Origin of the sequence: Saccharopolyspora indica, assembly GCF_027853965.1 — a bacterium.
Lineage (GTDB): Bacteria > Actinomycetota > Actinomycetes > Mycobacteriales > Pseudonocardiaceae > Saccharopolyspora > Saccharopolyspora indica.
In genome coordinates this window covers 424,570-439,064 of sequence record NZ_JAQGLB010000003.1, presented here as the reverse complement: position 1 = coordinate 439,064, position 14,495 = coordinate 424,570, and the positions used below count along the sequence as shown (strand labels likewise).

The following is a 14,495-nucleotide window of genomic DNA, read 5'->3' as shown; positions in this document are numbered from 1 at the left end:
CCCGACTCGACGAGGAGTGGAGTGGAGAATGATCGCTACTGCGATCGGTGCCGTGCCGTGCGCGCGGCACCGGAGCGAGCCGCCGTCCGCGTGGTCTTCCCGACGACTGCCCGCAGGTCCGGACAGCGGCCCGTCGAGCTCTGAGGAGCATGGACGGTCGCCCGCCGTCGTTCCCCCGGCCCGCGAACGGGGGTCCGGCGGGGAGCGCTCGACCGGGCCGGTGCTGGTGCTGATCGCGGTGGTGGCCTTCCTGGCGGCGGTGGACAGCACGATTGTCGCCGCGGCTGCCGGGTCGGTCGCCGCGGAGCTGCACCTGGGCGTCGGGCAGGTCTCCTGGCTCGGGCTTGGGTACGTGCTGCCGTACGCCGCGCTGCTGTTGCCGGCAGGCCCGATGATCGACCGGCTGGGAGAGCGAGCGGTTCTGCGTTGGGGGAGTGCGCTTTTCGGCGCGGGATCCTGGCTGGCGGGGTTCGCCTCGACCTGGTCGTTGCTGATCGCCGGGCGCGTGCTCCAGGGCGTGGCCGCCGCTGCGGTCGTGCCCGCTGCGCTCATGCTGCTGCGTACCGCGCTGCCCCCAGCGCGTCGGGCGTCGGGGGCGGCGATCTGGCTGGTGGCGTTGGCCGGGGCGCTGGCTGCTGGGCCGGTGCTCGGTGGAGCGCTGAGCGAATACCTGCACTGGCGTTGGGTCTTCTGGTCGGTACTGCCGTTCGTGCTCATCATCATGCTGCTGGCCGGAACCCTTCCGGCACGGCTGGGCGAGGTGGCTCCGCGGCTCGGTGGATCGGTGCGGGTGTTGCTCCGGAGGCGTGGGCTGCGGGGCGGACTGCTGGTGCAGCTGCTGTGGGGCGTCGGCGTCACCGGGGTCGCGTTCTTCACCCCGGTGGTGCACCAGGAGTTGTTGCGGACCGGGCCGAGCGCTGCCGCGTTGCCCCTGCTGGCCGTGGCGATCGCGTTGATCGTCGCCACTCCGCTGGTGGGCAGGGCGGTGGTGGTGATGGGCGCCGCGGCGGTGGTGGTGTGCGGGCTGGGGCTGGTCGCCGCAGGGCTGGTCGCGTTGGCAGCGGTGGGCGATGTGCCCGCGCTCGGGCTGCGGCTGGCCGCGCTGGCCGTGATCGGGTTCGGCTCGGCGTTCACCGCGCCGCTGACCACCTGCGCGCTTGAGATCGTCCCGGAGCGCCTCACCGGTACCGCCGCCGGAATGCTGGCCGCCTCGCGAGAGCTCTCCGGTGCTCTCGGCGTCGCACTGGTCGGCGCGCTGATGGCCTCCGGGCCGATGGTCGCGGGATACGCCGACGCGCTCGTTGTCGCCGCTGCGGTGACCGCCGTCGCGGCCTTGCTGGCCGCCCGGGTTCTGCCGCGCAGGCGAACCTCCGAATTGTCCCTTGTGGACTGAGCAGGGTGCAGACGACCGAACCGATCGCGTGAACCGACGTAGCGAGGATTCTCCGATGAACTCTGTTACTGCTGCACGTCTTCCAGCGGCTGCCGCACAAATTCCGCCGCCCGACGCCCTGCTGCCCGACCAGCTCGCCGGGTGGGCCGCGTTCGACGGCGAGGCGGAGGCCGTCACGTTCCTGGACTACCGCGAGCGGCCCGCCGGCCGCCGTGTCGCGGTGACCTGGGGGCAGCTCGACGATCGGGCCACCGCAGTGGCCGGATGGCTGCAATCCCGGGTCGAACGCGGTGAACCGGTGGCGATCATGGTGGACCAGACGCCGGACTACCTGTCCGCCTTCCTCGGCGTGCTGCGCGCGGGCGCAGTCGCGGTGCCGCTGTTCGGACCGGACCTGCCCGGGCACGGTGACCGGCTCGCCGCCGTGCTCGCCGACTGCCGTCCCGCAATCGCGCTGACCAGTCCGGGTAAGGCCGATGCGGTCGCGGAGTTCCTCGACGGCCACGGGCTGAGCGGCGTCGAAGTCGCTTGTGTGCCCACGACGGCCGATCGGGAATTCGCGCCGGTCCCGCTGCGGCCCGACGACCTCGCCTACCTCCAGTACACCTCGGGATCCACCGGGACTCCGCGCGGTGTGATGATCACGCACGGCAACGTGGTGGCCAACGCGAGCCAGGCGTGCGCGGCCTACGGCGTCACCAGGAACCGCGGAGTCACGGTGAGCTGGTTGCCGTTGTTCCACGACATGGGCCTGGTGCTGTCGATCGCCGCGCCGCTGGTCGCCGGCGTCCGCACGGTGCTGATGCAGCCGGTGTCGTTCCTGGTCCGGCCGCAACGCTGGTTGGAAGCGCTGTCGGCCAACCCCGGTTCGATCAGCGCCGCACCCAGCTTCGCCTACGCCTTCAGCGCCGCGCGGGTGGCTGAGCAGGACAAGCTCCGGCTCCGGCTGGACGCGGTGCACGCGCTCATCGACGGCAGCGAACCTGTGCAACCTGCGTCGGTCGACCGCTTCCGGGCTGCCTTCGAGGCCTGCGGGCTGCGGCCCCAGGTGCACCGGCCTTCCTACGGCCTGGCCGAGGCCACGGTGTTCGTCTCGGCCGGGGTGGCGGACGGGCCGCCGCGCCGGCGGTCGTTCGACCGGCGGGAGCTGGCCGCGGGGCGGCTGGTGGAGCGGTCCGGCACCGAGGCGATCGAGATCGTCTCCTGTGGACAGTCGATCGGTCAGCGGGTGATGACCGTGGACCCGGGCACGGCCTGCGAGGTGCCCAAGGGAACGGTGGGGGAGATCTGGGTCAGCGGACCCAACGTCGGGCGGGGCTACTGGAACCGGCCGCGGGAGACCGATGAGGTCTTCGGTGCGCGGTTGGCCGATCGGCCGGAACTCGGCTCTTGGCTCCGCACCGGAGATCTGGGCGCGTGGCACGGCGGCGAGCTGTACGTGACCGGCCGGTTGAAGGACCTGATCATCGTGGACGGGCGCAACCACTACCCGCAGGACGTCGAGCAGACGGTGGAGGAGGCGCACCGCGCGATCGGGCCGCGCAAGAGCGTGGCGTTCGCGGTCGGCACTCCGGACGGTGAGCGCGCGGTCGTGCTGGCCGAGCGAAGCCGGAAGCTGCCTGCCGGTGAGGTGGATCCCGCGGAGCTGGCCGGAGCGGTCCGGGCCGCGGTCGCCCAGCGGCACGGGCTCACGCTGCACGACGTCCAGCTGGTGGAGCCGGGCACGTTGCAGCGCACCTCCAGCGGCAAGATCGCCCGCTCGGCGTGCCGCGCCCGCTACCTGGAGGCGCGGCCGTGACCCCCGCCGAGCTGACGACCTGGCTGGTGGGGAGGCTGTCCGCGCTGTCCGGCCTGCCGACCGCGATGATCGAGGTGGACCGGCCGCTGCGCGACCTGGGCGTCTCCTCGCGCGAGGCCGCTGCCGTGGCCGGTGAACTGGCGGAACTGCTGGGCAGGCAGGTCCCGGTCACGATCGTCTACCAGCACCCGAGCGTGGCGGAGCTGGTCACCGCGGTTCTGGAGCCCGGTACGTCCGGCGGACCGCGCCGGGCCCCGGCGCCCAGGGAGCCGATCGCGGTGCTGGGCATCGGGTGCCGGCTGCCGGGCGAGATCGACTCGCCGGAGCAGTTCTGGGACCTGCTGGCCACCGGGCGGGACGCGGTCGGCCCGCGTCCGGCCGGTCGGGCGGGGCCCGACGAGCCCGCCGGATACCTCGACGACGTGGCCGGGTTCGACGCGGACTTCTTCGGCATCACCCCGCGCGAGGCGGCGGTGATGGACCCGCAGCAGCGGATCCTGCTGGAGGTGGCGTGGTCGGCCCTGGAACACGCCGGGATCGCACCGGGCTCCTTGCGCGGCAGCCGGACCGGCGTGTTCGCGGGAGTGTCGTCCGCCGAGTACGGCGCGCTGGCCATGGCCGATCCCGACCAGGTGGACGCGTGGTCGGGCACCGGCGCGGCGGTCAGCGTGCTCGCCAACCGGCTGTCCTACCTGCTCGACCTGCGGGGGCCTTCGGTCGTGGTGGACACGGCGTGCTCCTCGTCGTTGGTGGCGGTGCACCAGGCGTTGGTGAGCTTGCAGCGCGGGGAGTGCGATCTGGCGTTGGTGGGCGGGGTGAACCTGCTGCTCACCCCGGGACCGTTCGCGATGTTCCGGCGGGCAGGCCTGCTCGCGGCGGACGCGCGGTGCAAGGCGTTCGACGCGGCCGCCAACGGGATCGCGCGCGGTGAGGGCTGCGGGGTGCTGGTGCTGCGGCGGCTGTCGGACGCGCGGTCGGCGGGCGATCGGGTGCTGGCCGTGCTGCGCGGCAGCGCCACGAACTCCGACGGTCGGTCCAACGGCCTGATGGCGCCGAATCCCGCGGCACAGGCCGACTTGCTGCGCGTCGCCTACGCCGATGCCGACGTCGATCCGTGCACTGTGGACTACGTGGAGGCGCACGGCACCGGGACCCTGCTGGGTGACCCGGTCGAGGCGGGCGCCTTGGGCGCGGAGCTGGGGGTCGGCAGGCCCGAGGGCGAGCCGCTGCTGCTGGGTTCGGTGAAGACCAACCTGGGCCACCTGGAGGGAGCCGCCGGGATTACCGGGCTCATCAAGACCGTGCTGGCGCTGGGCCACGACACGATCCCGGCGAGCCTGCACTTCCGCGAGCCGAACCCGCACATCGACTTCGCCGCCGGACGGTTGCAGGTGGTCGGTGAGCCCCGGTCGTGGCCGCGCTACTCGGGGCTGGCCCGAGCCGGGGTGTCGGCGTTCGGGTTCGGCGGCACCAACGCGCACGTCGTGGTCGAGGAGTGGCCGACGGGTCCGGCCCCGGGGGACGAGCACGACGACACGACCGAACTGTTCGCGATCTCCGGTCGTTCCGCCGAACGGCTCGCCGCCCGCGCTGACGATCTCGCCGACTGGCTGGAGACCGCGCCGGACACCCCGCTGCCGGACGTGGCCGCGGCCTTGGCGGTGCGGTGCGACCACGAGCCGGTGCGCGCGGTGGTGCAGGCTCGGCAGCGGTCGGAGCTGGTCAGCGGATTGCGGGCGGTGGCAGCCGGGGAACGAGCACCGCACGTGGTCACCGGCACGGCCCGCTCCGACGCCGCGGCCCCGGTGTTCGTGTTCTCCGGGTACGGCTCGTACTGGCCGGGCATGGGTGCGCACCTGCTGGCCGCCGAACCGGACTTCGCGGAAGCCGTGGCCGAGCTGGAGCCGCACTTCGCAGTCGGTCCGGGCTTCTCGCTGAGCGCGGTGCTGCGCTCTTCCGAAGAGCTGACCGACCTCAAGGTCGTGCAGCCCGCCCTGTTCGGCATGCAGGTCGCGCTGGCCCGGTGCTGGCAGGCGCGCGGGGTGACCCCGGCTGCGGTGATCGGGCACTCGATGGGCGAGATCGCGGCGGCCGTCGTCGCAGGTGCGCTGGACGTGCCGCAGGGCCTGCTGGTGATGCGCGAGCGAGCACGAGTGCTGGCCGGGATCGATGCCCGCGACCCTGGCGCGATGGCGGTGGTGGAGATGTCGCCGGAGGAACTGGCCGGCCTCGCCCCGCGGTATCCCGGCGTGGAGATCGCCGTGCACGGATCGCCGACGCAGTGCACGGTCTCCGGCCCGCCCGGTCCGGTCGCCGACCTGGTGGCGTTCGCGGCCGGACGTGGCCGGTTCACCCGCGTGCTTCCGCTGGGTGCGGCCGGGCACTCGGCGGCGGTGGAGCCGGGGCTGGCCGGATTCCGCGCGGCCATCGGCTCCCTGCTGCCCGCGCCGCCGTCGGTGCGGGTGTTCTCCAGCGTGTTCGACCCGCTCACCGAGCCCAAGTTCGGGCCGGACTACTGGGTGGGCAACCTGCGCCGTCCGGTCCGCTTCACCCAGGCCGTGACGGCCGCGCTGGAGCAGGGACACGGCGTGTTCCTGGAGATCGCACCGCACCCGGTGGCGGTTGCCGCTGTCGAGCAGACCGCGCACGCCGCCGGGGCGGACGCGCTGGTGCTGGCGAGCATGCGGCGTCAGGCCGAGGGATTCCTGCCCGCGCTGGCCGCTCTGCACACCGCCGGGCATCCGGCCGTGCTGCGCGGGCAGTACCCGGCGGCGCCGGCCGTGGATCTTCCCAGGCGCCGCTGGCGACACACCCGGCACTGGATCACCTCGGCCGCACCGCGCGACGACCGCAGGCACCCGTTGCTGGGCGACCACGTCGAGGTGCCCGAAGACGGCCGTCACCTGTGGCAGTCGGAGGTGTCCACCGCAGCGCTACCGTGGCTGGCCGACCACGCGCTGGACGGGACCCCGGTGTTCCCCGCGACCGGCTACCTGGAACTCGCGCTGGCGGCCGGAGGTGGCAAGGCCGTGCGGGACCTGACCTTGGACGCGCTGCTGGACCTGTCCACTGCCGCGACGCTCACCACCAGCCTGACCGGCGACCAGGTGACCGTGCTGGTGCGGGACGGAGATGAGTGGGTCACCCACGCCAGCGCCACGCTGACCCCCGACGACGCGCCCGCGCCCGCGCCGTTGGGTCGGATCGCAGGACCCGAGATCGACGTGCACGAGCGGTTCACCGCCGCCGGGCACGCCTACGGGCCGGCGTTCCGGGGGGTGAGCACGGCCTTCGCCGCCGGAGGTGCGGCGTCGGCCGTGCTCACGTTGCCCGAGCAGGCCCGGCCCCACCCGGCGTACGTGCTGCACCCGGCGCTGGCCGACGCCTGCCTGCACGTGCTGGCCGCGGCCGCCGCGAGTGCCACGCCCGGCCGGTACGTGCCGACCCGGATCGGATCGGTGCGAGTGCTGGGCGACCCCGCACGTGGAACCTGGTGCGCCGCCGAGATCGCGGAGTCCACATCGGACTCGGTGACCGGCACGGTGCAGCTGCTTGCCGACGACGACACGGTCCTGGTGGAGTTCGCGGGCGTGCACGCCTCCCGCCTGCGGACCGCAACCACGGTCCTGGAACGGCGTTGGGTGCCCGCACCGCTGCCGGAGCTCTCCTCGCGGGAACCCCGCACTTGGGCAGTGGTGTCCGATTCTCCGGATCTTGCCGCCGCGTTCGACGGTGACATCGTTCGTTGCGATCTCGACGGGTCGGCGGACGGAGTGCTGCTGCTGGCCGACGACGCAACGGATCCCGAGGAAGCCCAGCACCTGGTGATGCGCGTTGTGAACCTGGCGTCCGAGCTGGCGGTGCGGGCATCGCCACCCAGGTTGTGGTTGGTGAGCAGCGGTGCGCACGCCGTGGCGGCAGGCGAGACCGGTGAGCCGGGAGTGGCGTGCCTGCGGGCGCTCGTGCGGGTGCTGGCCTTCGAGCATCCTGAGCTGCGCGCGACCGTGGTGGACCTGGACCCCGCGGGCTCGATCGCCGACCTGGTCGCCGAAGTGCGGGCCGACCAACCCGATGACGAGGTCGCCTGGCGTGACGGGCAGCGCTACTCCGCACGGCTGGCCCGCGTCCTGCTGGCAGGCGGCGAGGTCCCGGTCGGTGAGGGTGCGTACCTGATCACCGGTGGGCTGGGCGAACTCGGACTGCTCGTCGCGAGCTGGCTCGTCGACCGCGGTGCGACCCGGCTGGTGCTCTCCGGCCGCACAGCGCCGAGCGAACCGGCCGTCGGCGTGCTTGCCGAGCTGCGCGCCCGGGGCGTCGAGGTGGACGTGGTGCTGGGCGACCTCGTCGATCCCGGTGTGGCCGAGCAGCTCGTCGAGCACGCCCAGCGCGGCGGCGTGCCGTTGCGCGGTGTGGTGCACGGCGCGGGCGTGCTCGCGGACCGCACGGTGGCCGAGCTGAGCGCGGACGAGCTGACCCGCGCATGGCGGCCCAAGGTGATCGGCGGGTGGCGGCTGCACGAAGCCACGGCCGGGGTGCCGCTGGACTGGTGGCTCGCGCAGTCCTCGCTGGCCGGACTGGTCGGCTCGCCCGGGCAGGCCGCGTACGCCACCGCGAACGCCTGGCTGGACGCGCTGGTCGCATCGCGGCGCGCCGCCGGGCTGCCGGCGACCACGATCAACTGGGCCGCGTGGACCCGTGCAGAGGGAACCGAGGATCGGATCAACGCCGAGCTGGCCTCGGTGGAACCAGCCGCCGCGCTGGACGCGCTCGGTGCGGTGCTGGCCGACGGGCGGTCTTCGGCAGGAGTGGTCCAGGGAGGCCTCGGCCGGGCCGCCGAGATCTTCCCGGAGCTGGCCACCCGCCCGTTCCTCGCCGACCTGGTCGCCCGGCCCGTCCGGGTCGAAGAGCGGAGCAGACCGACAACCCTGGCAGCCGTCCGGACTCGACTTCTCGCCCTCGTCGCCGAACTGCTGGGGACCCCGCCCGAGCAGGTGGATGCGCATGCTCCGCTCACCGCTCTCGGCCTGGACTCGCTGATGGCCATGCGGTTGCGCACGGCGGTGCAGCGCGATTTCGGCGCGCAACCACCCACGGCGCTGCTGCTGCGCGGGGCCAGCACGACCGAAGCAGCCGCCGCGCTGGCTGCCGAGCTGGGCATCGAGACCGGGGCACCGGCACCCGCCGTCATCGGCCCGCGCGACCCGGCGGAGCGGTGGATCGCGCTCGTCTGGCAGGAAGTTCTGGGCGTCGACGAGTTCGGGGTGCACCAGGAATTCGCCGAGCTGGGCGGCACTTCCGAGCACGCCGACCGGGTGCGTGCGGCCGTGGCCGAGCGGCTGGGCGAGGTGCCCGCCGATCTGTTCGCCACACCGACGGTCGAGGCCATGGCCGACGTGGTCCGGGTGGGGTTAGAAAGCTCCCCGGAAGGCGCCGTGCGCACCCTGCGCGCAGGTACCGGGAGGCCGCTGCACCTGTTCCACCCGGCAGGCGGGCCGACCAGCGTGTACCAGCCGCTGGTGGCCTATCTCGGCCGTCCGTGCCTGGGCTACGAGCGCGTCGACCACCTCCGCACCGTGGAGGCCAAGGCGGCGCACTACGCCGATCTGGTGCTCGACCACCAGCCGGCGGGACCGTACGCGCTGGGCGGCTGGTCGTTCGGCGGATGCCTGGCCTACGAGGTCGCGCAGGTGCTCACCGCGCGTGGTGAGCAGGTGGAGCTGGTGTTCCTCATCGACACGATCCTCCCGCTGCCCGCGGCGGACGAACCGGATGCGGCGGCGCTGCGACGGTTCGGCCGGTTCGCCGAGCACATCGAGCGGACCTACGGCGTGACGTTGGAGCTGTCGCTGGACGAACTCGCGGCGGTGGGCGAGGACGAGCGGATCGGGATCGTGCTGGACCGGGTGCGCGCGACCGTGCCCGGGATCGGCGCCGCCGTGCTGCACCACCAGTACACGTCCTATGTGGACGCACGCGTGGCCGAGCGGTACCGGCCGCGCGCGTGGGACGGCCCGGTGCTGCTGCTGCGCGCCGAGCAACCGCACCTGCTGACCGGTTCGCTCGACCCGCGCTACCTCCGCACCGACGACGCGCTGGGCTGGGACGAGCTGTGCCCGGATGTGCGCGTGGTGCGCGTGCCCGGTGACCACGTCTCCATGATCGATCCGCCGCACGTCGAGGTGCTCGCAGCTCGGCTCGACGCCGCGCTGCGCACAATTCCGTCGCAGCACAGGAGAAACGTTCGATGAAGCCCAGCACGCGTTTCCGAGCGCTCGCCTTTGTCGGCGCTCTGCTGTTGATCCCGGTCGCTCCCGCCTCGGCCACCACCGTCGCCGACGACGGTGCCCGCGTGGTCAGCGAGACGCGGGTGGACGACCGGACGATCGATCTGGTCATCGACTCGCCAGCGCTGGGCACCACCGCGCCGGTGCGCCTGCTGCTTCCCACGAACTACGAGAGCCAGCCGGACCGGCTGTTCCCGCAGCTGTGGCTGCTGCACGGCTGCTGCTCCGACCAGGACGTCCCGCCGACCCCGGACTACGTGGCATGGACAGAGCACACCGACGTCGCCGCGTTCACCGCGGACAAGGACGTCCTGGTCGTCATGCCCTCCGGCGGTCAGGCCGGGTTCTACTCGGCGTGGCGGTCGGGCGCCCCGGACTGGGAGAGGTTCCACACCTCGGAGGTGCGCCAGATCGTCGAGCGCAACTACCGGGCGAACCAGACCCGCGCGGTGGCCGGGCTGTCCATCGGCGGGTACGGCGCGATGGCGTACGCCTTCCGGCACAAGGGGATGTTCAGAGCTGCCGCGTCCTACAGCGGTCTGCCCAACACGCTCGCGCCGGGCGTGGCCCAGTGGATCCAGGCGATCCTGGTGCGCGAGGGCTTCGGGCCCTTCGACCTGTGGGGCTCGGAGCGCTGGAACCACGACGTGTGGAGCGAGCACAACCCGTTCGACCACCTCGACGACCTGCGCGGCACCGCGCTGTACGTCTCGGCGGGCAACGGCAGGCCGGGACCGCTCGATCCGTCCGCATCAGACGATCCGGTCGAGATGACCGCCTACGTCTCCTCGCGCACGTTCACCGACGTGCTCTGGCTGCGCGGGATCCCGGTGACGGTGAACTACTACGGCAACGGCACGCACGGCTGGCCGTACTGGGAGCGCGAGCTGCACACGTCCTGGCCGTTCCTCGCCGCCGCGCTCGGACTGTGACGTCCCGACGGTGATGCCGCGGCCGTCCGGTTGGTCGGCGAGGCGCCGGCCAACCGGACGAGAAAGCCGTTGACGAGCCGGGGTGAGCTCGCTCGTGGCGTCAAGCGACGACGACCGCTCGGGCGCCGTTCTCGGCGGCGCAGTAGTCGACGGCTTCGCCGATGTCGGCGAAGCCGAAGGTCGCGGTGACCAGCTGGTCGAGCAGGAGCGCGCCTCGCTGGTAGAGGTTGACGAGCTGGGGGATGTCGGACTTGACGTGGGCGGATCCGTAGAGGCAGCCCTTGACCGTCTTCCCGGACATGACGACGTTGTTGAAGACTTCGTCGATGGCCACCCCGGGAGCTGCCCCGACGAGCACAGCTGTGCCTCCGCGCCGGGTCATGGCGACGGCCTGGTTGACCGTCTCGTGCCGACCGGCGACTTCGACGACGATGTCCGCGCCCCTCCGGCCGGTGAGCTTCTGCACCTGATTGACCACGTCCGGGCTCGCCATCAGGGTGTGGGTCGCGCCGAGTTCGGTGGCCAGGGCCAGTCGTTCCGGGTGCAGGTCGATCGCGATGACGGTCGTGGCCCCGGCGATCCGGGCGCCCTGCACCGCGTTCAACCCGACTCCGCCGCAACCGATGACGGCCACCGAGTCGCCCACCCGCACGCCGCCGGTCTTGACCGCGGCACCGAAGCCGGTCAGCACACCGCATCCGAGCAGCGCGGCAGAAGCCATCGGAACCTCGTCGGGAATCTTGATGGCCGCGCCTGCCGGCACAACGGTGCGCTGGGAGAAAGTGCCGAGCCCGCAGAACTGGCGGAGCGGTGCGCCATCGATGCTCATGCGAGTGCTGCCGTCGGGCATGGTGTGCGCGCCGAGCATGGTGCGCGGTCGACCGCACAGGTGCTGCTCGGCCCGCTGGCAGTAGTAGCAGGTGCCGCAGCTGGCCAGCCAGGTCAGCACCACGTGATCGCCGACGGCGAGTTCGGTGACGTCGGCTCCCACGCTCGACACGACGCCGGCGCCCTCGTGTCCGAGGACCAGGGGCAGCGGCGACGGGAGCTTCCCGGAGAACACCCCGACGTCGGAGTGGCAGACGCCGGTGGCGCGCACGTCGACGACGACCTCGCCCGGGCCGGGCCCGGAGACTTCGACATCGGCGATCCGCAGTGGTGCGCCGGCCTTTTCGAACAGTGCGGCTCGGGTCATTCCGGGGTCTTCCCTTCCAGTTCGTTCGACGGGCGCTGTGCCCGGAGTGCGTGCGGAGGTCAGTCGTTCTGGGGCTCGGGTGCGCCGTAGTCGTCGCGCAGGACGTTCTTGCGGATCTTGCCGCTGGCATTGCGCGGGAGTTCGTCCACGAAGTGGAAGTGCTTGGGCACCTTGTACTTGGCGAGCCGTTCGACGAGCCAGGCGCGCAGCGCGTCGGGGTCGATCGTGCTGCCTTCGGCGGCGACGATGATGGCTGATCCGACTTCGACGTACTGCGGGTCGGGCACGCCGATGACCGCGGCGTCGACGACGGATTCGTGGCTGGTCAGCACCATTTCGACTTCGGCGGGATAGACGTTCTCGCCGCCGCTGCGGTACATGTCCTTGGCCCGGCCGGCGATGGTGAGGAAGCCGTCTGCGCTGACTCGGCCGAGGTCTCCGGACCGGCACCAGCCGTCGGTGAAGGTGGCCTCGTCGGCGTCCGGGTTGTTCCAGTAGCCGATGCTCACCCCGCCGCTGCGCACGCATATTTCGCCGACCTCGTCGACGCCGGTGAGCGATCCGTCGGGGCGGACGACCTTGACCTCGGTCATGGCTTGCGGCCTGCCGATGCTCTTCTCCCGGCCCCGGGCCACGTCGAACTCCAGGCTGGTGCTGACCGCCCCGCCCTCGGTGAGGCTGTAGGACTGCACCAGCTCCACACCGGGCAGGCGGCGTTCCAGCTCGTCGTACACCCAGGGCATCACGACGTCGCCACCGGTGACGATGCGTTCGAGTGTCGCCGGTACCTGGTCGTCGGTGTCGTCGCGGCGGAGGAGGTCGAACAGCATGAACGGGTACAGCAGCATGTCGGTGGTGCCGTTCTCGCGGCCCGTCGCGAGGAAGTTGTCGAGGCTGAAGTTGCCGGAGGGGAAGGCGATCGCGGTTCCGTGCGCGATGAGCGCGGGAAGCAGCAGCACCTCGAAGCCGCCCGCGTGGAACAGCGGGCCGCTGGTCTGGGCGACGGTCCGGCCGTCGATCCGCCATCGCTGGATCTGGACCGAGGCGGTCCACAGGGCATTGCTGTGCGAGAACAACGCGCCTTTCGGTCTCCCCGTGGTCCCCGAGGAGTACATCAGCGCCACCGGGTCCTCGGGACCGATCTGCGGGAACCCGGTGGCGTCGGATTCCTCGTCGGCGAACAGCGGCAGCGGGACGGCCCAGCCGGGAGTCTCGCCCCGGACGACGTAGGTGGACACCGGGATTTCGTCGCGGAGGGGGTCGACGGTGGCGCAGAACTCGGCGTCCAGGATCAGCAGCGATGTCTGCGAGTCGGCCAGCATGTACTGCAGCTCAGGGCCGCTCAGCCGCCAGTTCAGCCGGACGGCGATGCCGCCGACTCGACCGATGGCCAGGTACAGCGCGATGTAGTCGGTGCAATTGCGCAGCAGGATTCCGACGCGGTCGCCCTTCCGCACGCCCGCCTTCTGCAGCGCGCGGGCGTAGCGCAGTTCCGCGGCGCGCAGTTCCGTCCAGCTCAGCGGTGGTTCATCGCCCAGCGCGACGGCTGGTCGGCGAGGATCGACGGCTGGCATCTGGCCGGCGATCGAATCGGTGATGAAGTTCAGGCTCATCCCCATTGATGACTCCCGTCGAGCTGCTGGTTGGCCGGATGGGTAGTTCGGTTCATCTGCTTCGCGCGCGAGTGGGGTCCTGGACGATCGCGCCGGACTCGCGGAGGGCGTCCACCTCGGGGCCTGCGAAGCCCCATTCCTGGAGCGCCCGGACGGTGTCCGTCCCGGCGGGCACCGCAGGTCCTCGTATCTCGCCGGGTGTGCGGCTGAAGCGCGGTGCGGGAGCGGGCTGCAGCACGCCGTCGTTGGGCACGAAGCTCCCGCGCGCCCGCGCGTGGTCGTGCTCCAGTGCTTCGTCGAGGTCGAGGACCGGTGTCGTGCACGCTTCCCGGTTCGCGAAACGGGTCTCCCACTCCGCTCGGGAACGGGTCCTGAACACGCCTTCGATCCGGGCCCGCAGTTCCGGCCACGCGTCCCGGTCCCACTGCGACGCGGCGAGATCCGGACTCAGCCCCAGCACGTCGAGCAGTTCGGCGAAGAACTTCGCCTCGATCGCGCCGACGGCCATCCACCCGCCGTCCGAGGTCTCGTACACCGCGTAGAACGGCGCCCCGCCGTCGAGGACGTTGGTGCCCCGGGTCAGGCTGAGCATCCCGGCTTGGCGTTGACCGTAGAAGATCCCGCCGAGCAGGGAGATCCCGTCGAGCATGGCCGTATCGACCACCTGGCCGCGCCCGCTGCTGCGCGATTCCCACAGCGCCGACAGCACACCCATCGCCAGCATGAGGCCGCCGCCTGCGAAGTCGCCGAGCAGGTTGAGCGGGATCGCCGGCGCGCTTCCGGCCGGCCCCATGGCGGCGAGCAGGCCGGAGGCCGCGAGGTAGTTGAGATCGTGCCCGGCCCGGTCGCTCAGCGGCCCGTCCTGACCCCACCCGGTGGCCCGGCCGTAGACGAGCCGAGGATTGCGCTCGAAGCACTCCTGCGGCCCGACCCCGAGTCGTTCGGTCACTCCCGGCCGGTTGCCCTCGATCAGGGCATCGGCCCGTCCGGCCAGCCGGAGGAGCGCTGCCACTCCGTCGGGATGCTTCAGGTCGATGGCCACCGAACGGCGTCCGCGGTCGTTGACGAATGCGGGTTGACGTCCGTCTGCGGCGCCGAGGTCGGTGCGGAGGGAGCCCACGTCGCTCGGCCGTTCGACGCGCAGCACTTCGGCGCCCAGGTCGCTGAACAGCATGCCGCACCAGGGAACCGGGCCGAGGCTTGCCAGCTCGACGATCTTCAGTCCGGTCAGCGGGCCCATGACCTCGCCCTTCTGTCGGAGAAATCGGTTTCGAACGTCC

The 14,495-nt window shown here is 72.1% G+C and carries 7 protein-coding genes; 4 read left to right on the top strand and 3 right to left on the bottom strand.

Annotated features, from left to right (window positions below; all coding sequences use genetic code 11):
- Nucleotides 1-28: 28 nt before the first annotated feature.
- From OU416_RS09395 to OU416_RS09380, 4 genes are read left to right on the top strand one after another with little or no spacing between them, the layout of a single operon-like run.
- Nucleotides 29-1,393 (top strand): MFS transporter, encoded by a 1,365-nt coding sequence (locus OU416_RS09395; protein ID WP_270926477.1) that lies wholly within the window; start codon nt 29-31, stop codon nt 1,391-1,393.
- Nucleotides 1,394-1,448: 55 nt separating this feature from the next.
- Nucleotides 1,449-3,191, top strand: coding sequence for a fatty acyl-AMP ligase (locus tag OU416_RS09390; RefSeq protein ID WP_270926476.1), 1,743 nt, complete (start codon nt 1,449-1,451; stop codon nt 3,189-3,191).
- Nucleotides 3,188-9,439, top strand: coding sequence for a type I polyketide synthase (locus OU416_RS09385; RefSeq protein WP_270926475.1), 6,252 nt, complete (start codon nt 3,188-3,190; stop codon nt 9,437-9,439). Before OU416_RS09390 ends, OU416_RS09385 begins: the two co-directional genes overlap by 4 nt.
- Entirely contained in the window at nt 9,436-10,407 is a 972-nt protein-coding gene (locus tag OU416_RS09380; RefSeq protein WP_270926474.1) for an alpha/beta hydrolase, read from the top strand. Before OU416_RS09385 ends, OU416_RS09380 begins: the two co-directional genes overlap by 4 nt.
- A 100-nt stretch (nt 10,408-10,507) precedes the next feature.
- On the opposite strand, the gene OU416_RS09375 is transcribed toward OU416_RS09380, so the two are convergent.
- The 3 genes from OU416_RS09375 to OU416_RS09365 are packed head-to-tail and all read right to left on the bottom strand — an operon-like array spanning nt 10,508 to nt 14,455.
- Nucleotides 10,508-11,602 (bottom strand): Zn-dependent alcohol dehydrogenase, encoded by a 1,095-nt coding sequence (locus tag OU416_RS09375; RefSeq protein ID WP_270926473.1) that lies wholly within the window; start codon nt 11,600-11,602, stop codon nt 10,508-10,510.
- A 59-nt stretch (nt 11,603-11,661) separates the two neighbouring features.
- Complete coding sequence (locus OU416_RS09370) at nt 11,662-13,221, bottom strand: class I adenylate-forming enzyme family protein (RefSeq protein ID WP_270926472.1); 1,560 nt, start codon at nt 13,219-13,221, stop codon at nt 11,662-11,664.
- A gap of 46 nt (nt 13,222-13,267) precedes the next feature.
- Complete coding sequence (locus OU416_RS09365; RefSeq protein ID WP_270926471.1) at nt 13,268-14,455, bottom strand: CaiB/BaiF CoA transferase family protein; 1,188 nt, start codon at nt 14,453-14,455, stop codon at nt 13,268-13,270.
- Between the last annotated feature and the right edge of the window lie 40 nt (nt 14,456-14,495).

Bases quoted from the DNA above. Each gene is read 5' to 3' on its own strand.
- OU416_RS09395 (WP_270926477.1), top strand. From the start codon at position 29: ATGATCGCTACTGCGATCGGTGCCGTGCCGTGCGCGCGGCACCGGAGC.
- OU416_RS09390 (WP_270926476.1), top strand. From the start codon at position 1,449: ATGAACTCTGTTACTGCTGCACGTCTTCCAGCGGCTGCCGCACAAATT.
- OU416_RS09380 (WP_270926474.1), top strand. From the start codon at position 9,436: ATGAAGCCCAGCACGCGTTTCCGAGCGCTCGCCTTTGTCGGCGCTCTG.
- OU416_RS09375 (WP_270926473.1), bottom strand. From the start codon at position 11,602: ATGACCCGAGCCGCACTGTTCGAAAAGGCCGGCGCACCACTGCGGATC.
- OU416_RS09370 (WP_270926472.1), bottom strand. From the start codon at position 13,221: ATGGGGATGAGCCTGAACTTCATCACCGATTCGATCGCCGGCCAGATG.
- OU416_RS09365 (WP_270926471.1), bottom strand. From the start codon at position 14,455: ATGGGCCCGCTGACCGGACTGAAGATCGTCGAGCTGGCAAGCCTCGGC.